The following is a 22229-nucleotide window of genomic DNA, read 5'->3' as shown; positions in this document are numbered from 1 at the left end:
TGCGGCGGGCAGCTCCTTCTTCATACGCACTAAGTGAAAACGATACGCACGCGGTTCAGAAATTTCCCACCTCCGTGCCCCCGGGCAATCGACGTGTCCTGCTGTAATGGCAGTCGACTTGACGTTAGAACGCTGTCACCATTAGAACACGTTCTAGTGAGAAGCATGGCCTTCTCGCCCTAGGCTGAGGAGTAGCCGACGATGGCTCACGCAGGGGTGGTATCAGCCACCATCAGCGAAGAACAGATTGCCGCGCGGGATCTGGTGCGAGGGTGGGCGGCGTCCTCGGGCGCGATCGCCGCGGTGCGCGCCGTCGAGAAGGGTGAGCCCGACGCCTGGCGGGCTGCCTACGACGGCCTTGCACAACTGGGCATCTTCGGGGTCGCCGTGCCCGAGGAGCTCGGAGGCGCCGGAGCCGGCGTCGCAGACCTCTGCGTGATGATCGACGAGGCGGCGGCCGCGTTGGTGCCCGGCCCGGTTGCCACGACCGCGGTGGCGACCCTGCTGATCACAGACGAGAAGCTGCTCGATGCGCTGACGTCTGGACAGCGCACCGCAGGTGTCGCGCTCGGCTCGGACATCACGTTCGACGGGACGACCGCAACCGGTTCGGCGAAGTTCGTGCTCGGGGGGTTGGTCGATGGCGTGCTCGTGCTGCCCGCCAGGGGGCAGGAGCGAAGCGACTCGGGCGAAGGCGCGGGTGACGCCTGGATTTATGTCGACGCCTCTGCCGCCGGCGTCACGGTCGAGCGGCTGGAGGCCACCGACTTCTCCCGGCCGCTGGCGAGCGTCGAGCTGGCGTCCGCTCCTGCCACCAGGATCGAACTGCCGTACCATCGCGTCGTCGACCTGACCGCCACCGTGCTGGCCGCCGAGGCGGCCGGGCTGGCCCGCTGGTTTCTGGACGTCGCGACCGAATACGCGAAGGTTCGCGAGCAGTTCGGCAAGCCGATCGGAAGCTTCCAGGCCGTAAAGCACATGTGTGCCGAAATGCTGCTGAGGTCCCAGCAGATCGCCGTCGCGGCCGCAGACGCAGGGGGTTCGGCCACCGACGCCGACGACGCCCAGCTGTCGATCGCCGTGGCCGTCGCCAGTGCGATCGGCATCGACGCGGAGAAACTCAATGCGCGGGACTGCATTCAGGTGCTCGGCGGCATTGGCATCACCTGGGAGCATGATGCGCATCTCTACATGCGACGCGCGTACGCCAACACGCAGTTCCTCGGCGGACGTCCGAAGTGGTTGCGCCGCACCGCTGGACTGACGCGCGACGGTCTGCGTCGGCAGCTGTTCGTCGACGTCGCCGATGCCGACGACATCCGGCCCGAGGTCGCGGCCGCGGTCGCCGACATCGCCGCACTGCCTGAAGCGAAGCGCCAAGCCGCCCTCGCCGAGACGGGACTGATGGCTCCGCACTGGCCAAAGCCGTACGGCCGCGCTGCATCACCGGCCGAACAGCTGGTGATCGACCAGGAGCTGTCCGCGGGCGGAGTCGTCCGGCCCGACATCTCGATCGGCTGGTGGGCGGCACCGACCATCCTCGAGCACGGCACCCCCGAGCAGGTCGAGCGCTTCATTCCCGGCACGCTGACCGGTGAGGTCTACTGGTGCCAGCTCTTCAGTGAGCCCGGGGCGGGGTCGGACCTTGCGTCGTTGCGCACCAAGGCCGTTCGCGCGGAAGGCGGCTGGGTTCTCAACGGCCAGAAGGTGTGGACGTCGAACGCGCACCGCGCCGACTGGGGCGTCTGCCTGGCTAGAACGGACCAAAACGCTCCAAAACATAAAGGCATCACGTACTTCCTGGTCGACATGCGCTCACCGGGTATCGACATCCGCCCGCTCCGCGAAATCACCGGCGAGAACCTCTTCAACGAGGTGTTCTTCGACGACCTGTTCGTGCCGGACGAGATGGTGGTGGGCACCGTCGACGGCGGCTGGCCACTGGCGCGCACCACCCTGGCCAACGAGCGCGTCGCGATGGCGACCGGCGGCGCGCTGGACAAGGGCATGGAGCACCTGCTCGACGTCATCGACGGTCACGAGATCGACGTCGCCGAACAGGACCGGCTCGGAGGACTCATCGTCGCGGCACAGGTTGGGGCACTGCTGGATCGGCTCATCGCGCAGATGGCGGTCGGCGGTCACGACCCCGGTGCGGCGTCGAGCGTTCGCAAGCTGATCGGGGTGCGGTACCGGCAGCAGTTGGCGGAGACCATCATGGACTCCTACGACGGGTCGGGCATCGTGGATTCACCGGACGTGCGGTACTTCCTGAACACCCGGTGCCTGTCCATCGCGGGCGGCACCGAGCAGATCCTGCTGACCGTCGCGGGCGAACGGTTACTCGGCCTGCCGCGGTAGACCTAAGTCGCCCGGAACTTCATCGCGACGCCGTTCATGCAGTAGCGCAGACCGGTCGGCTTCGGGCCGTCGTCGAAGACGTGACCGAGGTGACCGCCGCAGCGACGGCACAGCACCTCGGTGCGCGTCATGCCCAGGCTGCCGTCGTCGCGCTCGATGACGGCGTTGTTCAACGGTTGCCAGAAGCTGGGCCAGCCGGTGCCGCTGTCGAACTTGGTCGCCGACGAGAAGAGGTCGAGCTCGCAGCCGGCGCAACTGAAGACCCCGGTCCGGTGCTCGTCGTCGAGCGGGCTGGTGAACGGCGTCTCGGTGCCTGCGTCGCGAAGCACGTCGTACTGCTGCGGGGACAGCAGCTGGTGCCACTCCTGGTCGGTGTGGGTGACCTCGAAGTTCCCCGCCGGCTGTCGTGGCGTGTCGGCAGCGGCGGAGGGCCGCAGCGAGCCGCACCCCGCCAGTACGCCGAGCAGTGCGGCGCCGACCAGCACGTGCCGACGAGTCGGATTCGCGCGCGGTGATGTCGGGACGGTCATCTCCCAACGGTAGGGCTGGATACGGCTGCCACCGGGTGGGCGGGTCGTTTCGTCAGCATCCGGTAACAAACGGGAGCGTCGCTCCGGTCGTTTTGGCGGGACACTGGTAGGCATGACGCAAACTTCCCGCCGACGGGCCGCCCTGGCGACGAGTCTGGGAGTGCTTGGCGTCGCGGCCGCGGTGTTCGTGGGCTCGCATCCCGGTAGCACCAGCTTCAGCCCGGCGAGGCTCGTCGGGATCGGCACCGAGGCGTCGTTCGTCGTTCCGGCACCGGGCGTCGACGAGCCGAAGGCCACCTCCGGCGCACAGGAGACGGCCGTCTTGGCGGGTGGTTGTTTCTGGGGCGTGCAGGGAGTCTTCCAGCACGTCAAGGGGGTGAACCAGGCCGTATCCGGCTACGCGGGCGGCGATCAGTCGACGGCGGACTACGAGACCGTCAGCACCGGTACGACCGGGCACGCGGAGTCGGTGCGCATCACCTACGACCCCGCCCAGGTGACCTTCGGCCAGCTCCTTCGGATCTATTTCTCGGTGGTGCAGGACCCAACTCAACTCAATCGTCAGGGCCCGGACGAGGGCACCCAGTACCGCTCGGCGATCTTCGCGCAGAACGCCACCCAGCAGCGCGTCGCGGACGCCTATATCGCCCAGCTAACGAAGGCCGACGTCTTCCCCGGCCCGATCGAGACGAAGGTCGAGCCGAACACGGGGTTCTTCACTGCCGAGCAGTACCACCAGGACTATCTGAACTCGAACCCGACGGCTTCGTACATCGCGGTCAACGACTTGCCCATGGTGAACGATCTCAAGCGACTGTTCCCGGCGCAGTACCGGGAGCAGCCGGTTCTGGTCGGTCAACTCAGCTAATTGGCGCGGCCGCTCAGGAGTACGTGGTCTGAGCGCAGGCGGTCGGCGTCGTCAGGTTCACCCCGCCGTAGACCACCTGGATGAAGGCGCACACGATGTAGTCGGCGTCGGTCTTCGGTTGTCCGGTGGACCAGTCCACCGTCCGCGTGTTGCCGTGCACCATGAACTTCTCCGGCGGTCCGCCACCGAAGTAAACCGTGGGGAACTCGACGGGCCCGATCGACTTCATCATCCGAGTGTTCGGGGCGTTGAAGTCGGAGTCCAGGTACACCAGCCGGTTCGATGAGCGCAGGGTGGTGTTCTGCCGTGCGTAGAGGTCGTCGGGGAACGGGAGGTAGGCACCGTCCGCGCCGCGCAGGTTGGCTGCCGTGTCGAAGTAGCACTGGTTCTCGGCCTTCACGCAGTTGGCGGTGGTGTGCATCTCCAGCGTGGTGGTCGCGTCGATCGGGATCGAGCTGGTGGCGGTCTTCTGCGCGGCGGACGACTGCGCGGCCGGGCTGATGACGGCAAACGTCAGCAGCATGGCCGACACCGCCGCGAGACTTCCAGCCAGCCGCTTCACATTGCTCCTAGGAGATCGGTCCAGCGAATGTTAGCCCGCACGTCATTCGTCGTAGGTGACTTCGACTGAATCCGAGGTGGGGTGGGCCTGGCACGCCAGAATCAAGCCCTCGTCAAGATCGGACTGCTCGAGCACGTCGTTGACGTGCATGTCGACGTCCCCGCTCTTCACCAGTACTGCGCAGGCGCCGCAATGTCCTTCGCGGCACGAGAACGGCGCGTCGAGACCCTTGTCGAGCAAGACGTCGAGCAGCTTCGCGTTGCGCGGCCAGGGGATCTCCTGCGTCACACCGTCCAGGGTGACGATCGCCGTCGCGGGGCCCTCGTCGCTGTCGTCGTCGGCGATGACGACAGCAGCAAACGGATCGGACTCCAGCGACTTGAACACCTCGATGTGCACATGCTCGGGTGCCGCGCCCGCGGTCATCAGCGCCTCCTCGGCGGCCACCATGAACGGGCCGGGGCCGCAGATGAACGCCTCCCGCCCGACGTGGGGTGCCACCAGGTTGCCAAGGGTGGCCGCGCTGGGCAGGCCCTGCACCGTCTCGATCCAGTGCACCGCGGTGAACCTGTCTGGGTACTTCTCCGCCAGTCCGCGCAGGGCGGCCGCGAAGATCACCGACTTCTCGTCGCGGTTGGCGTAGACCAGAACGACCTTGCCGCTGCCCTCGGAGAGCGCCGACTTCAGGATCGCCATCATCGGCGTGATGCCGCTGCCCGCGGCGAGGAGGAGGAAGTCGGTGTCGAGCGTCTTGGGCACGAACGTGCCCGACGGCGCCAACACGTGCAGGCGCATGCCGGCATGCGCGTTGTCGCAGAGCCAATTCGACGCATATCCGCCCGCCGTGCGCTTCACCGTGACGGTCAGTGCGGCGTCGGTGTACGGCGAGCTGCACAGCGAGTAGCAGCGAGCGACCGAGCCGGTGCGGTCACTCGGTATCCGCAGGGTGAGGAACTGACCGGGGGCGTGGCGGAGCCGGTCGGCGGGTATCTGGGACCCGTCGGGCACCTTGAAGACGAGCGAACGTGCATCGGCGGTCTCGTCGATGACGTCGGCCAGCTGCAGCTCGAGCACGTGGGTACCGAGCGGCTCGTCCGTCACGGTCGGTCCTCTCTTCTCGCAGAGTCGGGGTCAAAACTAGAACATGTTACAAAAACATGCTTCCGCAGGTCTAGGCGCCGTAGGAATGCCTTACTCGACACAAATCGTAACGTGTTCTAATCTCTTCCTAGATCCTGTATCGGCCCCAGACTGCCCGGAGGCAACTAGTGACGTCCATTCAACAACGCGACGTGCAGTCGGTCCTAGACGGCGTCGATGGTTTGCTGCCGCTGATCGGCAAGCGCGCGCAGGCGGCCGAGGATCTGCGTCGGCTGCCCGATGAGACCATCGCCGAACTCGACGAGGTCGGCTTCTTCAAGCTGCTGCAGCCCGAACAGTGGGGCGGCCTGCAGTGCGACCCCACGGTGTTCTACGAGGCGGTCCGAAGGCTCGGCAGCGTCTGTGGTTCGACCGGCTGGGTGAGCTCGATCATCGGCGTGCACAACTGGCATCTCGCCCTGTTCGATCAGCAGGCACAGGACGAGGTCTGGGGCCAGGACGCCAGCGTCCGCATCTCGTCCTCCTACGCACCCATGGGTGCAGGCACCGTCGTCGACGGCGGCTACCTGGTCAGCGGCGCATGGCAGTGGTCCTCGGGTTGTGACCACGCGACGTGGGCCTTCCTCGGCGGTCCGGTCATCAAGGATGGTCGGCCCGTCGACTTCGGCAGCTTCCTCATTCCTCGCAGCGAGTACCGCATCGACGACGTCTGGCACGTCGTGGGGCTCAAGGGCACCGGTAGCAATACGGTCGTGGTGAAGGACGTTTTCGTGCCGAGGCACCGCTTCCTGTCCTATAAGTCCATGAACGACCGCACCGCGGGTGGCCTGCAGAACAACACCGCCCCCGTGTACAAGATGCCTTGGGGCACCGTGCATCCCACCACCATCTCCGCGCCAATCATGGGCATGGCCTACGGCGCATACGACGCCCACGTCGAGCATCAGGGCAAGCGCGTTCGCGCGGCGTTCGCCGGCGAGAAGTCCAAGGACGATCCGTTCGCCAAGGTCCGCATCGCCGAAGCCGCCAGCGACATCGACGCAGGCTGGCGCCAGCTGATCGGCAACGTCGGCGACGAGTACGCACTCCTGAAAGAGGACAAGGAGATTCCGTTCGAGCTCCGCGCCCGCGCCCGTCGTGACCAGGTCCGCGCCACCGCAAGGGCGATCTCGTCCATCGATCTGCTGTTCGAGAGCGCCGGGGCCACCGCGTTGCAGACCGACGCCCCGGTGCAGCGTTTCTGGCGCGATGCGCATGCCGGTCGTGTGCACGCGGCCAACGAGCCCGAGCGGGCTTACCTCATCTTCGGCAACAACGAGTTCGGGTTGCCGCCGGCAGACACGATGGTCTGATGACTCAAGCGCTGCAGGACATCACCTTCGAGTCGACCTCCCGCTTTGCGCAGGTGCGCGACGACATGCGCCTGCATTATCACGAAGCGGGCGTGGGCAATCCGAATACGGTGGTGCTCCTGCACGGCGGTGGGCCTGGCGCGTCGAGCTGGTCGAACTTCTCGAAGAACATCGCGGTGCTGGCGCAGCAGTTCCACGTGCTCGCCGTCGACCAGCCCGGCTACGGTCACTCCGACAAGCACACCGAACACGAGCAGTACAACCGCTACAGTGCGACCGCCCTGCTGAACCTTTTCGACCATCTCGGCATCGAACGCGCTGCGCTGGTGGGCAACTCACTCGGTGGCGGCACTGCGGTGCGGTTCGCGCTGGACAATCCGAAAAGGGCGGGCCGGCTCGTGCTCATGGGTCCCGGTGGGTTGAGCGTGAACCTGTTCGCGCCCGACCCCACCGAGGGCGTGAGGCTGCTCGGCAAGTTCACCGTCGACCCCACGCGCGAGAACATGGAGAAGTTCCTGCGCATCATGGTCTACGACCAGAAGCTCATCACCGAAGAACTGATCGACGAGCGCTTCGCGATCGCGAGCCAGCCCGAGTCGGTGGCCGCCGCCAAGGCGATGGGAAAATCGTTCGCGGGCGCGGACTTCGAGCTCGGCATGATGTGGCGTGACGTGTACAAGCTGCGCCAGCCGGTGCTTCTCATCTGGGGCCGCGAAGACCGGGTGAATCCCATCGACGGTGCACTGGTCGCCCTCAAACAGATTGCGCGCGTTCAATTGCACGTGTTCGGGCAGTGCGGCCACTGGGCACAGTTGGAGAAGTTCGACGAGTTCAACAAGCTGACCACCGACTTCCTGGGGGGAGCAAAATGAGCATTCGGTCACTCGGATACCTTCGCATCGAGTCGACGGACGTCGCGGCTTGGCGTGAGTACGGTCTCAAGGTGCTCGGCATGGTCGAGGGCAGTGGCGCATGCGAGGGCGCCGTCTACCTGCGGATGGACGAGTTCCCCGCCCGGCTGGTCATTGTTCCCGGCGAGCACGACCGGCTGGTCCAGTCGGGCTGGGAGACGGCAAATGCCGCTGGGCTGCAGGAGATCCGCAACGCGCTTGACGTCGAGGGCACCCCCTACAAGGAGGCCACGGCCACCGAGTTGGCCGACCGCCGCGTCGACGAGATGATCGTGTTTCAGGATCCGTCCGCCAATACCCTCGAGGTGTTCCAGGGTGCGGCGCTCGAGCACCGCCGGGTGGTCAGTCCCTACGGCCACAAGTTCGTCACCGAGGAGCAGGGTCTGGGGCACGTGGTGCTGACCACGAAGGACGACGCGGAGTCGCTGCACTTCTACCGTGACGTTCTCGGCTTCAAGCTGCGCGACTCGATGCGGCTCCCCCCGCAGTTGGTCGGCCGCGCGCCAGGCGACCCGCCCGCGTGGCTGCGGTTCTTCGGGGTCAACCCGCGCCATCACAGCCTGGCGTTCATGCCGGGCGAGACGCCGAGTGGCATCGTGCACCTGATGATCGAGGTGGAGAACAGCGACGACGTCGGGCTGGCGCTCGATCGCGCGCTGCGCCGCAAGGTGCCGATGTCCGCGACGCTGGGCCGTCACGTCAACGACAAGATGCTCTCGTTCTACATGAAGACGCCAAGTGGCTTCGACGTCGAATTCGGTTGTGAAGGACTCGAAGTCGAAGACGACAGTTGGGTGGCCCGGGAGAGCACCGCCGTGAGCCTGTGGGGACACGACTTCAGCATCGGCTTCAAGTAGTATTCGTGGCCGCCGACGAGCGCTTGCGCGAGGAGCAATGAATCCCGACGAGCGCTTGCGCGAGAAGCAATGAATTCGGGTTCGGCAATCGACCCGCGCGCGTTCCGTCACGTGCTCGGTCAGTTCTGCACGGGCATCACCATCATCACCACCGTCCACGACGACGTGCCGGTCGGTTTTGCGTGTCAGTCGTTCGCCGCGCTTTCGCTCGAGCCGCCGCTGGTACTGTTCTGCCCCACCAAGGTGTCACGATCGTGGCGGGCGATCGAGACCAGCGGGAAGTTCTGCGTCAACGTCCTGCACGAGGACCAGAAGGACGTGTCGGCCCGCTTCGGATCGAGGGAGCCCGACAAGTTCTCTGGAATCGACTGGAGCCCTTCGTTTCTCGGATCGCCAGTGATCGGCGGCACGCTCGCGCACATCGACTGTACGGTCGCCTCGGTACACGACGGTGGCGATCACTTCGTGGTGTTCGGCGCCGTGCATTCGCTGTTGGAGGGTTCCGCCGACGAGCGCTCGCGCGAGGAGTATCGACCAGGGCAGAAGCCGCGGCCGCTGCTGTTCTACCGCGGTGAGTACACCGGCATCGAGCCGGACAAGACCTCGCCCGCACAATGGCGTGACGATCTCGACGCGTTCCTCACCACCACCAGCGCCGACACCTGGCTGTAGATCACGGCTCGTCGAGCGTCGGATAGTCCGTGTACCCAGTCGCACCGCCGGTGTAGGAGAAGCATGGGGCGCCGAGATCTTGAAGCACTACCGCCAGTCCGTGAACGCGGCTCTACTCCGCGACGGTGCCGCGGCAGCTGGCGAAGACGAATCAGATTGTCTCAGAGCATATTCGATGAGGCGCGGCTAGTAACTCGAGCCGGCGCGACCTCACCCGTCACCGGCGAGGACGTCGTGAACGGCGTCCTGGCACCGATCACGTGCCGAATCATCTTCCTGCCGTCGACGCTCACCGATGACTACGCTCAACTTCTCACCGGGAAGCACTTCGATCGGGTTTAGCTCAGTCGTCGAGGCCGTCGAGCACGAACTTCGCTATGGCCGTGGCCACCTGGTGATGCATGACGTCGTTGAGGATGTCGTGACTGCCACCGGTGATCTCGACGAGGGAAAGCGGTTGGATCTGCTCCGCGTACGCGCGCAACGCGCCGACAGGCGCAATCGGATCATTGCTGCCGTGCACCGCTAGCGTCGGCACCGCCAACGCGGGCAGTTCCGCGCCGAGCCTGTCCCAGCCCCTGTCCAATTCGCGCGCGAGCGGTCCGCCGTCGGCTTCGACGAAGGCCAGCGGATCGTTCTCCATGGAGTCGAGGTAGAACGGGTCGGCGGACAGCTGGCTGGGCGCGATCTCGAACGTCGCGCATCGACGAGGTCTGGCACCGGGACCAGTGGTGCCCCTGAGATCACCCCGGTGCGATAGCGGTCCGGCGCGTCAAGCAGACGGAAGAGGGTGACGACCGCGCCGAACGAATGTCCCTGGGCGACAAGCGGAATTCCGGCAGTTTCCGCCGACGCCAGCTCGGCCAGTCGCTCGCCGAGTGCAGAGCTGGCCTCGAGCGAACGGAAGTCGCCGCGCTCTCCGGGAGTCAGTCCGTGGCCGAACTGGTCGACGGCCCACAGGTCGATTCCGGCGGCGTTCAGCTCGAACCCGTAACGGTGGTAGAGGCCGGTGTGCTCACCGAAACCGTGCAGGAAGATGACCGCGGCTCGGGATTCGCTCAGCCATTACCCGGTGAAATCGCGGATCTGTCTGACTCTCTCGTTGGATTCCCAACCGGTGTCCGCGGTCCACACCGACGCGTCGAGCCGTTCGCCGAGCGCGAGGCACAGCCGGTCAACCACCGACAGTCCCTCGCCGCGACGCCACCGATGGGCAGCCCATTCGGCATCGATCGCGGTCACCGCCGAGATCTCCAAGTCATAGCTGAGCGGGAGCGCCTTGGCCAGGTCCGAATCGCATCCGTGCGCAAGCACCGTCTGCGCAATCTCAGACCAATTCGCGGCTCCGCAGAGCCCGCCCGCGACGAGTTCGCGTTCCACGGTCGAAGCGCCGGGCTCAGGTTGCAGGAATGCGAGCAACGCCGACGCATCGAAGACGTTCAAGCCACATCCTCGACGGCTGCGTCGCGACGGCGTTCGCTCAGCAGCTCATCTACGAGATCGAGTCCACTCAGGTCGGCGCGGACCAGCTCTTTGAGCTGTTCGCGGGTGAGGAGCACGATTCCCCTTGCGGTCTCGAGCAGCACCACCGGCCGGCCCTCGACAAGACCCGCCCGTTCGCGAAGGTTTGCCGGGATGACGAGCCGTCCGCCATACCACTGCGCCACCCATGATGGGTCAGGCGCCGCTGATGGGGTCCGCCTTCTCCCAGATGCCGAGGAGCAGGTCGCGCTGCTGCTCCATGCGGGCGCGGATCGCGTCGACCAGCGCGGCGACCTCAGGTCTGCGCAGCGTCTCGGTGCGCGCCACCAGCCAGTAGGTCAGCAGCAGGTTGACGTCCTCTGGCAGCACGCGGATCAGATCGTCGTGGCGATCGGCCATGAAGCACGGCAGCAGGCCGAGGCCCGCGGCGGCTCGGGTCGCCTCGACGTGGACGAAGACGTTGGTGGACGTGACGGATTCGCGCATGGCCGGTGCGAAGGTGCGGGCCAGGTCGAGGTCGTCGACCTGAAGCATGGAGTCGATGAAGTACACGAGGGGGTGCTCGGCGAGTTCGGATCTCGACGACGGCGCACCATGGCGTTCGAGGTAGTCGCGCGACCCGTAGAGGCCGAGACGGTAGTCGCCGAGCCGGGCGGCCTGCGCGCGATGTACCTGCGGTTCGCCGACGACGACTTCGATGTCCAGGCCAGAGCGCTGCTGAGTGGCGCGGCGGGTGGCGGCGACGATCTCGACGGTCACCTTCGGGTGCCGGCGCTGCACGTCGGCAGCGGCGGGTGCTCCGATGTAGGCGCTGAAACCGTCCGTGGCCGACATCCGCACGACGCCCTCCAGCGTCCGCGGACCGGCGGGGCCGGCCAGAGAGCGAAGTGCGGTCTCGACCGCTTCGGCCGCCGAGAGCGCGTCGCGGCCGAGTTCGGTGAGCTCCCAGCCGCCGGCCGAGCGTGCGAGCAGGCGCCCGCCGATCGACTGTTCCAGCGCGGCGATGCGGCGCGAGATGGTGGTGTGGTTGAGGCCGAGTTCGTCGGCTGCGGTGACGTAGCGACCCGACCTGCCGACGGCCAGCAGAACCAGCAGGTCGTCGGCACTGAGCCTCCTACCGTCGGTCATCTCTGCATTTTCGCAGATGCTCGCTGCAGTGTTGGGCATTGCGGGCATCGGAGAACTGCAGGAATACTCAGGCGCATGTGGGGCGCATCACATGCGGAAACCACGGGAACCGCAAGGGAGAGTGCGATGGGCAAGCCAGTACCGACCGGGTTGCGGCGAGTCGTCGCCGCTTCGATGGCGGGCACGGTGGTCGAGTGGTACGAGTTCTTCCTCTACGGCACCGCCGCCACACTGGTCTTCAGCAAGGTGTTCTTCTCCCCGAGCACGAGTGACCTCGACGCCATCCTCGCGGCTTTCGTCACCTACGCGGTCGGCTTCATCGCACGCCCCTTGGGCGGCGTGGTGTTCGGACACTTCGGCGACAAGTACGGCCGCAAGAAGCTGCTGCAGTTCAGTCTCCTGCTGGTCGGCGCCGCGACGTTCCTGATGGGCTGCCTGCCGACGTTCGGACAGATCGGCTACTGGGCGCCCGCCCTTTTGGTCGTGCTGCGATTCATCCAGGGCTTCGCCGTCGGCGGCGAGTGGGGTGGCGCCGTGCTGCTGGTGGCCGAACACAGTCCGAACAAGGAGCGCGGGTTCTGGGCCAGTTGGCCGCAGGCCGGTGTACCTGCAGGCAACCTGCTCGCGACGGTGGTGCTGCTGGTGCTGACCGGGACGCTGTCGGATGCGGCGTTCCTGTCGTGGGGCTGGCGGGTCGCGTTCTGGCTGTCCGCCGTGGTCGTCCTCGTCGGCTACTACATCCGCACCAAGGTCGCCGACGCCCCGATCTTCGTTGCGGCGCAACGGGAAGCCGAGCGGATCAAGGCGACCTCGTTCAGCGTCATCGAGGTGCTCAAGCGCTACCCGCGCGGCGTATTCACCGCGATGGGGCTGCGGTTCGGCGAGAACATCATGTACTACCTGGTGGTCACGTTCTCGATCACCTATCTGAAGGTCCAGGTCGGCGCCGAAACCAGCTCGATTCTTTGGTATCTGCTCTTCGCGCACGCGGTGCACTTCGCCGTCATCCCGCTGGTGGGCAAGTTGGCGGACCGTTACGGACGGCGCCCGGTGTACTTCGTGGGCGCCGCGCTGGGGGCCACCTGGGGCTTCTTCGCCTTCCCGATGATGAACAGCGGCAACTACGTCGTCGTCACCGCCGCGGTCACGCTCGGCCTGGTCATCCACGCGATCATGTACGCCCCGCAGCCGGCCATCATGGCCGAGATGTTCCCGACCCGGATGCGCTATTCCGGTGTGTCCCTCGGCTATCAGGTCACCTCGATCGTGGCGGGTTCGTTGGCGCCGATCATCGCCGTCAAGCTGCTCGACGTCTACGGCTCCTCGGTCCCGATCGCGATCTACCTGGCGGTGGCGTGCGTAGTGACCCTGATCGCGGTGGTGTTCACCCGTGAGACCAACGGCATCGACCTCAATTCGCTGGACGTCGCCGACCTCGAGGAGGTAGCAGAGGAAAAGCGGGAGAGGGTCGTGCCGCGATGACCGAACTCGCCGGACGAACCGCTCTGGTCACCGGCGGTGCGAGCGGCATCGGCGCGGCGTGTGCCCGTGAGCTTGCGAGTCGGGGTGCCATCGTCACGGTTGCCGACGTCGACGACGTGGCAGCCAAGGCGCTGGCCAAGGAGATTGGCGGAAGTGCTTGGACGGTCGACCTTCTCGACGTCGCGACGCTCGAGGAATTGTCTCTCGAGGTGGACGTCCTGGTGAACAACGCGGGGGTGCAGACCGTCGACCCGATCACCGAGTTCGACCCAGGACGCTTCCGCGCCATGCTCTCGCTGATGGTTGAGGTACCGTTCCTGCTGATCCGGGCGGCGTTGCCGCACATGTACGAACAGCGCTTCGGCCGCGTGGTGAACATCTCGTCGGTGCATGGTCTGCGGGCCTCGGCGTTCAAGGTCGCCTACGTCACCGCGAAGCACGGCCTGGAGGGTCTGTCCAAGGTGACGGCGCTCGAAGGCGGCGCCCACGGCGTGACCAGTAACTGCGTCAATCCAGGCTACGTGCGAACTCCGTTGGTAGCCAAGCAGATCGCCGATCAGTCCCGTACCCATGGCATCCCCGAACAGGAAGTCGTGGAGAAGGTCCTGCTCTCCGAGAGCGCGATCAAGCGACTGGTCGAGCCGGAGGAGGTGGCGTCGCTGGTGGGCTGGCTCGCGTCGCCGAGCGCGGGCATGGTCACCGGTGCGTCGTACACGATGGACGGCGGCTGGAGCGCCCGCTAGATCTCCCGGCGAGCAGACGCAAATATGCAATACCCCGGCGTGTCGCCGCACGTTTGCGTGTGCTCGCGGGACGAGAGGTGCTGCCGGCTAGCGCAACCCGGCGAGCCATGGCCCCATCCGGCGCAACGACTCGGTGACCTCGAAAGCCGGTCCCGCGAACGACAGCCGGACGTACCCGCCGCCGTGCACGGTGTCGAAGTCGATACCCGGCGCGATCGCGACGCCCGTATCGGCCAACAACTTTGCGCAGAACTCCAGCGAGTTCGTCGAGTAGTCGGAGATGTCGGCGTAGACGTAGAACGCACCGTCCGCCGGCGCCAGGCGGGGCAGGCCGATCTCGGGAAGACCGCGCAACAGCACATCGCGGTTGACGGCGTACTCCTCGACCAGCGCATCGGCCTCGGCGATGGACTCCGGCGCGAACGCCGCGACGCCCGCGAGTTGCGGCAACGTCGGCGGGCAGATCGAGAAGTTGCCGGTCAGGCGGTCCACCGCGCGGTGCAGGGCAGGCGGCACCAGCAGCCAGCCGAGGCGCCAGCCCGTCATCGCGAAGTACTTCGAAAAGCTGTTCACCACAATGGCTTCGCGCGACGTCTCCCACGCGCAGCTCGTCGGCGGCGCACCGGGGTAGACCAGGCCATGGTAGATCTCGTCACTGACGAGTTGCACGCCGGACCGGTCGCACCACGTCGCGATGGCCGACAAGTCGGCGGGCGGGATGACCGTGCCGGTGGGATTGGCCGGGCTGGCGAGCACGACGCCCTTGATCGGAGGCTGGATCGCGGCGAGCATCTCGACGGTCGGCTGGAAGCGGGTCTCGGGCCCGCATGGCACCTCGACGACCTCGCAGCCCAACGCGGAGAGGATGTTGCGGTAGCAGGGGTACCCGGGGCTGGGAACGGCGACGCGGTCACCGACGTCGAAACAGGCCAGGAACGCCAGCAGGAACCCGTTGGTCGATCCGGTGGTGATGACGACGTCGTCCGGGTTGACCGCGACGCCGTAACGGTCCGGGTAGGACGCCGCGATCGCCTGCCGGAGCTCCGGAATGCCGAGTGCGACGGTGTATCCGAGAGTGTGGTTGGCCAGTGCATCGGCGGCCGCCGCGCGCACCGGTGCAGGCGCTTGGGCGCCGGGTTGGCCCGCGGAGAGATTGACCAGGTCGCCGTGGGACCGTTGGCGCTCGGCGGCGGCCAGCCACACGTCCATTACGTAGAACGGTGGAATCCCGGCGCGTTGGGCGACACGATCACTCACCTCAGCCAGGCTAGAGCACCTCGGACTCGAGCCGCCGCAGGTAGTCCCGCGGGGGGCCGAGCAGCTGCGCGCTGCCGTGCGCCCGCTTGAAGTACAGCTGGATGTCGTACTCCCACGTGATGGCGACACCGCCGTGCATCTGGATGGACTCCGCGGTCACGGCGCTGAACGCCTCACTGGCGGTGATCCGCGCCAGCGCCGCCGAGGTCGCCGACGGTTCGGCGACCGCATCGTCGACGACCGCGCGCGCCGACTGCACCAGGACGTAGAGGTCGGCCATCCGGTGCTTGAGCGCTTGGAAGCTGCCGATGGGCCTGCCGAACTGGACGCGGTCCTTGGTGTAGGCGACGGTCAGGTCGAGGCATCTGCTGGCGGCGCCGATCTGCTCGGCCGCCAGGAGGATTGCCGCGGTGTCGGCGAGTCCGGGATCCGGTCCGATCGCCTCGGTGGCGCCTGGCTCGACGCGCGCCAGCCTGCGGGTGGGATCCATTGCGACGACGGGCTCCGCGGTGAAGGTCGTCCAGCGGGTCAGTCGGCCGTCTTGGGTGCCCACCACGACGTCGGCGACGTCGCCGTTGATCACGTACCCGGGATCGAAGACGACGGCGCCGGTCGAGGTGCCCTTGGCCAGTTTCTCCAGCGTGTCGGCGTCGGCCTCGTCGGCGGACAGCAGAGCCAGCTCGGCCAGTGTCGTGCCCAGCAGCGGCGTCGGAACAAGGCCGCGGCCCAGTGTCTCGATCACGACGGCGGCATCGGCGAGCTCGCCGCCCGCCCCGCCCAGTTCCTCGGGGATGACCAGGGCGGCGGCGCCGACCTGTTCGCAGAGCAGCGTCCACAGCGTTTCGTCGTAACCCCGCTCGGATTCCATCGCGCGGCGCACTGCCTCGGGGGAGGCGTGCTTCTCGACGATGGACGCGACGGTGTCGCGCAACATTTCCCGTTCTTCGTTCATGCGCGATCCGCTCCGCTTCTCGCTGGGAAGCTCATGACGTCAGAGCCTCCAGAACTCGATGGCGGTGCCACGTCGGATCGCCCCATGCCGGGCGCAGCGCCTGCACCCGCAGCAGCAACAGCGAAAGATCGTGCTCCTGGGTGTAACCGATCGCGCCGTGCGTCTGCAGTGACGAGCGGGCCGACAGCAGCGCGGCCTCAGAGGCGGCGGCTTTGGCGGCACTGACGTCGCGGGCGGCGTCGGGTGACCCGTCGGCCAGCGACAGCGCCGCGCCGTAGACCAGCGGCCGGGCCAGCTCGACGGCGATGTGCACGTCGGCCAGCTCGTGCTTGACCGCCTGGTACGAACCGATCACCCGGCCGAACTGGCTGCGCTGCTTGGCGTATGAGACCGAGGCGTCCAGCATCGCCTGGCCCGCACCGACCAGCTGGGCCGCGGTGAACAGGGCACCGAACTCGAAAGCCGTTGCGGTGTCGGCCGTCTGCGCGCCACCGGAGGCGGTGACGTCGAAGAGGCGACGGGCCGGGTCGACCGACTCGTGCCGCTCACCCGCGGCGCCGTCCCATACGTGGCCCTCGGAGGCCACCAGGACGAGGCTGGCGAAGTCCGCGTCGACGGCACGGGGAACCCGTGGCGGGATCGCCACGGTCGCGATGAGTTCACCGGATGCCAGTAGCGCGGAACGCTCGGCCCCAAGATCACCGCGCGCCAGGAGGATTGGCGCGACGGCGATCGACTCGGCGACCGGGCCCGGCACACCCCAGCGGCCCAGGCGTTCAGCCGCCACCACCAGGTCGACGGGATGGGCGCCGATACCGTCGAACTCCTCGGGTACGGCCAGCGCCGTCACGCCAAGGTCGGCCAGCGTCGCCCACACCTTGCGGCCGGGTCCCGTGTCGCCTGCGGCCCAGGCGCGGATGGCGGCTGGCACGTCGGCGGCCGCCAGCGCGCCGTCGATGCTGGCCGCGAAGTCGCGCTGCTGATCGTCTATCTCAAAGTGCACTGGTGCATCTCATTTCGGCTCGCGAGGAAGGCCCAATAGCCGCTCGGCGATGATGTTGCGTTGAATCTCGTTGGTACCGGCGTAGATCGGGCCGCCGAGTGCGAAGAGCAGTTCCTCGGTCCACGAGTCGGCGAGCTCGCCGTCGGCGCCGCGCATGTCCAGCGCCGTCTGGTGCAAGGCGACGTCGAGATCCGACCAGAACACCTTGGTCACCGACGACTCGGCGCCGAGCTCGCCCCCGTCGGCCAGCCGGGTGACGGTGCCGAACGTGTGCAGCCGGTAGGCCTGCGCCTTGATCCATGCGTCGGCGACGCGATCGGCGAACGCGGTCTTGGTCTCGGCCTGCTGGGCTTTCCATACCTGGACCAGACGCTCGGCGGGCGCGAGGAAGCGGGCCGGGCTGCGCAGGGACATCCCGCGCTCGTTGCTCGAGGTGCTCATCGCCGCGCGCCAACCGTCGTCCACGACCCCGATGACGTCGTCGTCGGGCACGAACACGTCGTCGAGGAAGACCTCACCGAAACCGGTGGCCCCGCCGAGCTGCGCGATCGGTCGCACCGTGACGCCGTGGGCGTGCAAGTCGAACATGAAGTACGTCAGGCCCTTGTGGCGCTGAGCGGTCGGATCCGAGCGGAACAACCCGAACGCCCTCTCGCCGAACGGTGCTCGCGAGCTCCAGATCTTCTGCCCGTTGAGCTTCCAGCCGCCGTCGGTCCTGGTGGCCGTCGAACGCAGCGAGGCGAGGTCGCTGCCCGACTCCGGCTCGGACCACGCCTGCGCCCAGATCTCCTCGCCGCTGGCCATCTTGGGCAGCACGCGATCGAGTTGCTCTTCAGTGCCGTGCGCGAACAGCGTCGGCCCCAGCATCGAGGTGCCGTTGGCGCTGGCCCGGCCCGGCGCGCCGGCGCGGAAGTACTCCTCCTCGTACACGATCCACTGCAGCAGCGTCGCGTCGCGGCCGCCGTACTTCTTCGGCCAGGCGATGACGGACAGGCCTGCGTCGAAGAGCACCTTGTCCCAATGGCGGTGCTGCTCGAAGCCCTCGGCGGTGTCGTATGACTTCGTCGGGAAGTGCTCGCGGTTGGCGGCCAGGAAGTCGCGGACCTCGGCGCCGAACTCCTCGGTCGCGTCGTCGAATGTCAGGTCCATCAAATCTTCTCTCGCAAAAGGGGTTTGACCACTTTTCCTCCGGGGTTGCGGGGCAGCACGTCGAGGAAGGCCACCGACCGTGGGGCCTTGAAGTTCGCCAGGTGCTCGCGGGTGTAGGCGATAACGGTCGCCTCGTCGAGCTGCGTACCGGGCTTGACGACGATGAACGCCTTGCCGACCTCGCCGAGCCGTTCGTCCGGCACGCCGATCACGGCGCTGTCGGCGACACCGTCGAGGCGGGCGAGCACCTGCTCGATCTCGGCGGGGTAGACGTTGAAGCCGCCGCAGATGTACATGTCCTTGAGCCGGTCGGTGATGCGCAGATTGCCGTTCCCGTCGACGGTTCCGACGTCACCGGTGTGCAGCCAACCATCGGCGTCGATGGCCGCGGCGGTGGCCTCTGGGTCGTCGAGATAGCCGAGCATCACGTTCGGACCCCGCAGCAGGACCTCGCCCGCGTCACTGCCGTCCGCCGCGTCGATCTTCAGCTCGAAGTCCGCGATGGGCCTGCCGCACGTCGTCGCCACCGTGACGGCGTCGTCGTCGGGCCGGCACATCGTGCCGAAACCGCTTGCCTCCGTGAGCCCGTACGCTGTCAGCACGACGTCGATGTCCAACTCGTTCTGCATGCGTTCGATCAGGACGACGGGTACGACGGCCGCCCCGGTCACGGCGAAGCGCAACGAGGTCAGGTCGTAGTCACCGCGCTTGGGATGGTCGAGCAAGCTCTGGTAGATCGTCGGCGGGCCGGGCAGCACGGTGATGCGCTGGTCCTGGACCGCCCGCATGGCCTTCTCGGGGTCGAACGTCAACAGCGGGATCAGCGTCGCGCCCTTCTGCAGGCAGGTGAGGATCCCAGCCTTGTAGCCGAAGTTGTGGAAGAACGGGTTGATGCACAGGTAACGGTCGGCGCTGGTGAGTTCACCGCAGGCGGCCCAGGCGGCGGGCGCGTCGAGGGACTGACGGTGTGCGCACAGCACGCCCTTGCTGCGGCCGGTGGTGCCGGAGGTGAAGAGGACGTCGGACACGTCGTCGGGTGCCAGTGCGGCGGCTCGGGCGTCGACGGCCGCCAGATCGGTGCCGCGCGCGACGAACTCGTCCCACGTCCCGTCGGCTTCGTCGATGGGGATGCGGACGACGTGGCGCAGGGCAGGCAGCGCCTCGCGCTCGAGCTCGGCGGCCTTGTCGGCGCCCAGGAACTCCCCGCTGACGAATGCCAACGGCGCCGCCGTCCGGCTGAGGATGTCGGATGCCTCTCTTGCGGTGTAGCGCGTGTTGAGCGGCACGACGACGGCGCCCGCGTAGTGCGTGGCCAGGCACGCGACCACCCAGTGCCAGGTGTTCGGCGACCAGATGGCTACGCGGTCGCCCGCCTCGACGCCGAGGTCGACCATCGCCGCGGCGGCCTGCCTGACGTCGGCTCTTAGCTCGGCGTAGGTGAGCACGCGATCATCGGTGATCAGGGCTTCGTGGTCGGAGAACTCGGCACTGATTCGGTCCAGGACCCCGGGAATGGTCCTCTTGGACATTCCCGGGTCGCTCCGCTCCGGCCCGTCGGACCTCTCCATCGAGACTCCTCTAACAAAGCAAGTGCTTGGTAGGTTAGCCTACAGGGGTGATAGAGGTCCAGACGTTCCGGGCCGAGGTCCGGCAGTGGCTCGCCGACAATCTCGTCGGTGAGTTCGCCGCGCTCAAGGGGCTCGGCGGGCCGGGGCGCGAGCACGAGGCCTTCGACGAGCGACGCGCGTGGAACCAGCATCTCGCCGCCGCGGGACTGACGTGTCTGGGGTGGCCCGAGGAGCACGGCGGGCGCGGTCTGACGGTGGCGCACCGCGTCGCGTTCTACGAGGAATACGCCCTCGCCGATGCCCCAGACAAGGTCAACCACTTCGGTGAGGAACTCTTGGGGCCGACGCTCATCGCCTACGGGACACCCGAGCAGCAGAAGCGCTTTCTGCCGAAGATCCTCGACGTCACCGAACTGTGGAGCCAGGGCTACTCGGAGCCGGGTGCGGGCAGTGACCTCGCCAACGTGTCGACGTCGGCCGAGCTCGTCGGCGACGAATGGGTCATCAACGGGCAGAAGGTGTGGACGTCGCTGGCGCACTGGGCGCAGTGGTGCTTCGTCGTCGTGCGCAGCGAGAAGGGTTCCAAGCGCCACGCCGGCCTCTCCTATCTGCTGGTCCCGCTGGATCAGCCCGGTGTCGAGGTGCGCCCGATCGTCCAGCTGACGGGCGACTCGGAGTTCAACGAGGTCTTCTTCGACGACGCGCGCACCGACGCCTCTCTGGTCGTCGGCGAGCCCGGCGACGGTTGGCGCGTCGCCATGGGCACGTTGACCTTCGAGCGCGGGGTGTCGACGCTTGGACAGCAGATCCGTTATGCGCGTGAGCTTTCCGGCATCGTCGATCTCGCCAAGAACACCGGGGCCATCGACGATCCGCTGATTCGCGAGAAGCTGACCCGCTCCTGGGTGGGGCTGAAGACCATGCGGTCCTACGCGCTGGCGACCATGGACGTCGAGGGAGGCGGCCAGGCCGCGGGGAAAGACAGTGTCTCGAAGTTGTTGTGGGCCAACTGGCACCGCGAACTCGGTGAGATCGCCATGGACGTCCGGGGCCAGGCCGGGCTGGTCCTCGACGGCGGCGAGTTCGACGAGTGGCAGCGGCTGTACCTGTTCTCACGCTCGGACACCATCTACGGCGGTTCGAACGAGATTCAACGCAACATCATCGCCGAGCGCGTTCTCGGCCTACCCAGGGAAGTGAAGGGCGGCGGATGAGCGCTCGCGCGAAGACAGGAGAACGATGAATCTGGCCATCGCACCCAAGGAGATCGGCGGCCACGGACTGCTGACCGGCAAGGTCGTCCTCGTCACGGCCGCGGCGGGCACCGGCATCGGTTCGTCGGCCGCCAGGCGCGCGCTCGCGGAGGGTGCCGACGTCGTCGTGTCCGACTTCCACGAGCGGCGCCTCGGCGAAACCCGTGACGAACTTGCCGGCCTGGGCCTCGGCCGCGTCGACTCCGTGGTGTGCGACGTGACGTCGACCGAAGCCGTCGACTCGCTCATCACCACGGCGGTCGAGAAGATGGGCCGCATCGACGTCCTCATCAACAACGCAGGCCTCGGCGGTCAGACGCCCGTCATCGACATGAACGACGATGAATGGGACCGCGTCCTCAACGTCACGCTGTCGTCGGTGATGCGGGCGACCCGCGCCGCGCTGCGGTACTTCCGCGACGCAGGCAACGGCGGAGTGATCGTCAACAACGCCAGCGTGCTCGGCTGGCGCGCGCAGCACTCACAGTCGCACTACGCGGCGGCGAAGGCGGGTGTCATGGCGCTGACCCGTTGCAGCGCAATCGAAGCCGTCGAGTACGGGGTACGGATCAACGCCGTCTCGCCGAGCATCGCCCGCCATAAATTCCTCGAGAGGACCAGCAGCTCGGAGCTGCTCGACCAGTTGGCCTCGGAAGAGGCGTTCGGTCGCGCGGCCGAACCCTGGGAAGTGGCGGCCACCATGGCATTCCTGGCCAGCGACTACTCCAGCTATCTGACCGGCGAGATCATCTCGGTGTCCAGTCAGCGCGCCTGACGAGGGCCGTGGCCCCGGGTGGCCAAGCAAGCGCTTGGTTGATATGCTGCGTAGGTGGACAAGGCCCTTCCGAGCCGCCGCGACGAGCTCCTCGACCTCGCCGCGACGATGTTCGCCGAGCGCGGCCTGCGTGCGACCACCGTGCGCGACATCGCGGACTCCGCGGGCATTCTCTCCGGCAGCCTCTACCACCACTTCAAGTCCAAGGAGCAGATGGTCGAGG

At 67.1% G+C, this 22229-nt stretch carries 25 protein-coding genes; 12 read left to right on the top strand and 13 right to left on the bottom strand.

The genetic code is table 11. The features are described 5' to 3' along the window. The first annotated feature begins 201 nt into the window (after window positions 1-201). Window positions 202-2361 carry an acyl-CoA dehydrogenase family protein gene (locus QOI01_RS33995; protein WP_526388290.1) on the top strand — a complete coding sequence of 720 codons (2160 nt, stop codon included), beginning with the start codon at window positions 202-204 and terminating at the stop codon, window positions 2359-2361. 2 nt (window positions 2362-2363) lie between these two features. On the opposite strand, the gene msrB is transcribed toward QOI01_RS33995, so the two are convergent. Then, window positions 2364-2891 carry a peptide-methionine (R)-S-oxide reductase MsrB gene (gene msrB, locus QOI01_RS33990; protein WP_526388288.1) on the bottom strand — a complete coding sequence of 176 codons (528 nt, stop codon included), beginning with the start codon at window positions 2889-2891 and terminating at the stop codon, window positions 2364-2366. A 112-nt stretch (window positions 2892-3003) separates the two neighbouring features. Here msrB and msrA point away from each other — a divergent pair, with 112 nt between their 5' ends. Further along, complete coding sequence (gene msrA / locus QOI01_RS33985) at window positions 3004-3759, top strand: peptide-methionine (S)-S-oxide reductase MsrA (protein ID WP_526388286.1); 756 nt, start codon at window positions 3004-3006, stop codon at window positions 3757-3759. Between the two features lie 13 nt (window positions 3760-3772). Here msrA and QOI01_RS33980 read toward each other — a convergent pair whose 3' ends face one another. After that, on the bottom strand, window positions 3773-4321 hold the full coding sequence (locus tag QOI01_RS33980) for a hypothetical protein (RefSeq protein ID WP_526388284.1): 549 nt from the start codon (window positions 4319-4321) through the stop codon (window positions 3773-3775). Between the two features lie 42 nt (window positions 4322-4363). Next, complete coding sequence (locus QOI01_RS33975; protein WP_526388282.1) at window positions 4364-5422, bottom strand: 2Fe-2S iron-sulfur cluster-binding protein; 1059 nt, start codon at window positions 5420-5422, stop codon at window positions 4364-4366. Between the two features lie 167 nt (window positions 5423-5589). On the opposite strand from QOI01_RS33975, the gene hsaA reads away from it, so the two are divergent. The 5 genes from hsaA to QOI01_RS33950 all read left to right on the top strand — a co-directional run bounded on the left by hsaA (window position 5590) and on the right by QOI01_RS33950 (window position 9556). Continuing rightward, complete coding sequence (hsaA, locus tag QOI01_RS33970; protein WP_526388280.1) at window positions 5590-6774, top strand: 3-hydroxy-9,10-secoandrosta-1,3,5(10)-triene-9,17-dione monooxygenase oxygenase subunit; 1185 nt, start codon at window positions 5590-5592, stop codon at window positions 6772-6774. Further along, on the top strand, window positions 6774-7646 hold the full coding sequence (hsaD, locus tag QOI01_RS33965; protein ID WP_526388278.1) for a 4,5:9,10-diseco-3-hydroxy-5,9,17-trioxoandrosta-1(10),2-diene-4-oate hydrolase: 873 nt from the start codon (window positions 6774-6776) through the stop codon (window positions 7644-7646). Before hsaA ends, hsaD begins: the two co-directional genes overlap by 1 nt. Further along, entirely contained in the window at window positions 7643-8542 is a 900-nt protein-coding gene (hsaC, locus tag QOI01_RS33960) for an iron-dependent extradiol dioxygenase HsaC (protein ID WP_526388276.1), read from the top strand. Before hsaD ends, hsaC begins: the two co-directional genes overlap by 4 nt. Before the next feature lie 69 nt (window positions 8543-8611). Then, complete coding sequence (gene hsaB / locus QOI01_RS33955; RefSeq protein ID WP_526388274.1) at window positions 8612-9214, top strand: 3-hydroxy-9,10-secoandrosta-1,3,5(10)-triene-9,17-dione monooxygenase reductase subunit; 603 nt, start codon at window positions 8612-8614, stop codon at window positions 9212-9214. 156 nt (window positions 9215-9370) lie between these two features. Then, window positions 9371-9556 carry a hypothetical protein gene (locus QOI01_RS33950; protein ID WP_526388272.1) on the top strand — a complete coding sequence of 62 codons (186 nt, stop codon included), beginning with the start codon at window positions 9371-9373 and terminating at the stop codon, window positions 9554-9556. 1 nt (window position 9557) lies between these two features. Here the strand turns inward: QOI01_RS33950 and QOI01_RS33945 are convergent, their stop codons facing one another. The 5 genes from QOI01_RS33945 to QOI01_RS33925 are packed head-to-tail and all read right to left on the bottom strand — an operon-like array spanning window position 9558 to window position 11863. Then, entirely contained in the window at window positions 9558-9857 is a 300-nt protein-coding gene (locus tag QOI01_RS33945; RefSeq protein ID WP_526388270.1) for an alpha/beta hydrolase, read from the bottom strand. Next, window positions 9740-10246 carry an alpha/beta hydrolase gene (locus tag QOI01_RS33940; protein WP_526388302.1) on the bottom strand — a complete coding sequence of 169 codons (507 nt, stop codon included), beginning with the start codon at window positions 10244-10246 and terminating at the stop codon, window positions 9740-9742. The genes QOI01_RS33945 and QOI01_RS33940 overlap by 118 nt, the downstream gene beginning before the upstream one ends. 33 nt (window positions 10247-10279) lie before the next feature. After that, complete coding sequence (locus QOI01_RS33935) at window positions 10280-10657, bottom strand: PIN domain-containing protein (protein WP_526388268.1); 378 nt, start codon at window positions 10655-10657, stop codon at window positions 10280-10282. Continuing rightward, window positions 10654-10881: an AbrB/MazE/SpoVT family DNA-binding domain-containing protein gene (locus QOI01_RS33930; RefSeq protein ID WP_526388266.1), complete on the bottom strand. Its 228-nt coding sequence runs from the start codon at window positions 10879-10881 to the stop codon at window positions 10654-10656. Before QOI01_RS33930 ends, QOI01_RS33935 begins: the two co-directional genes overlap by 4 nt. Window positions 10882-10891: 10 nt before the next feature. Continuing rightward, the gene (locus QOI01_RS33925; protein ID WP_526388264.1) at window positions 10892-11863 is read right to left on the bottom strand and encodes a LysR family transcriptional regulator; all 972 of its coding nucleotides are present in this window, start codon (window positions 11861-11863) and stop codon (window positions 10892-10894) included. Window positions 11864-11950: 87 nt separating this feature from the next. Between QOI01_RS33925 and QOI01_RS33920 the strand changes: the two genes are divergently transcribed. After that, window positions 11951-13306, top strand: coding sequence for an MFS transporter (locus QOI01_RS33920; protein ID WP_526388262.1), 1356 nt, complete (start codon window positions 11951-11953; stop codon window positions 13304-13306). Next, entirely contained in the window at window positions 13303-14049 is a 747-nt protein-coding gene (locus QOI01_RS33915; RefSeq protein WP_526388260.1) for a 3-hydroxybutyrate dehydrogenase, read from the top strand. Before QOI01_RS33920 ends, QOI01_RS33915 begins: the two co-directional genes overlap by 4 nt. 87 nt (window positions 14050-14136) lie before the next feature. Here the strand turns inward: QOI01_RS33915 and QOI01_RS33910 are convergent, their stop codons facing one another. From QOI01_RS33910 to fadD3, 5 genes are read right to left on the bottom strand one after another with little or no spacing between them, the layout of a single operon-like run. After that, entirely contained in the window at window positions 14137-15306 is a 1170-nt protein-coding gene (locus QOI01_RS33910) for a pyridoxal phosphate-dependent aminotransferase (RefSeq protein ID WP_526388258.1), read from the bottom strand. A gap of 10 nt (window positions 15307-15316) precedes the next feature. Beyond that, window positions 15317-16258, bottom strand: coding sequence for an acyl-CoA dehydrogenase IpdE2 (gene ipdE2, locus QOI01_RS33905; protein ID WP_526388256.1), 942 nt, complete (start codon window positions 16256-16258; stop codon window positions 15317-15319). A 31-nt stretch (window positions 16259-16289) separates the two neighbouring features. Beyond that, window positions 16290-17261 (bottom strand): acyl-CoA dehydrogenase family protein, encoded by a 972-nt coding sequence (locus QOI01_RS33900; protein WP_526388254.1) that lies wholly within the window; start codon window positions 17259-17261, stop codon window positions 16290-16292. Window positions 17262-17270: 9 nt separating this feature from the next. Next, window positions 17271-18410 carry an acyl-CoA dehydrogenase family protein gene (locus tag QOI01_RS33895; RefSeq protein WP_526388252.1) on the bottom strand — a complete coding sequence of 380 codons (1140 nt, stop codon included), beginning with the start codon at window positions 18408-18410 and terminating at the stop codon, window positions 17271-17273. After that, window positions 18410-19939 (bottom strand): 3-((3aS,4S,7aS)-7a-methyl-1,5-dioxo-octahydro-1H-inden-4-yl)propanoate--CoA ligase FadD3, encoded by a 1530-nt coding sequence (gene fadD3 / locus QOI01_RS33890; protein WP_526388300.1) that lies wholly within the window; start codon window positions 19937-19939, stop codon window positions 18410-18412. Before fadD3 ends, QOI01_RS33895 begins: the two co-directional genes overlap by 1 nt. 86 nt (window positions 19940-20025) lie before the next feature. Here fadD3 and ipdE1 point away from each other — a divergent pair, with 86 nt between their 5' ends. From ipdE1 to QOI01_RS33875, 3 genes are all read left to right on the top strand, one after another. Continuing rightward, the gene (gene ipdE1, locus QOI01_RS33885) at window positions 20026-21192 is read left to right on the top strand and encodes an acyl-CoA dehydrogenase IpdE1 (protein WP_526388250.1); all 1167 of its coding nucleotides are present in this window, start codon (window positions 20026-20028) and stop codon (window positions 21190-21192) included. A gap of 25 nt (window positions 21193-21217) precedes the next feature. After that, complete coding sequence (gene ipdF / locus QOI01_RS33880) at window positions 21218-22006, top strand: (5R,7aS)-5-hydroxy-7a-methyl-1-oxo-2,3,5,6,7,7a-hexahydro-1H-indene-carboxyl-CoA reductase (RefSeq protein WP_526388248.1); 789 nt, start codon at window positions 21218-21220, stop codon at window positions 22004-22006. A gap of 54 nt (window positions 22007-22060) precedes the next feature. Then, window positions 22061-22229: TetR/AcrR family transcriptional regulator (locus tag QOI01_RS33875; RefSeq protein WP_526388298.1), on the top strand; the 169-nt coding region annotated here is incomplete at its 3' end.

Source organism: Mycobacterium sp., from assembly GCF_032162605.1.
In the GTDB taxonomy this organism is placed as follows: domain Bacteria; phylum Actinomycetota; class Actinomycetes; order Mycobacteriales; family Mycobacteriaceae; genus Mycobacterium.
The sequence above is the reverse complement of the archived record's forward strand: the minus strand, read 5'-3'. Positions and strand labels throughout refer to the sequence as shown.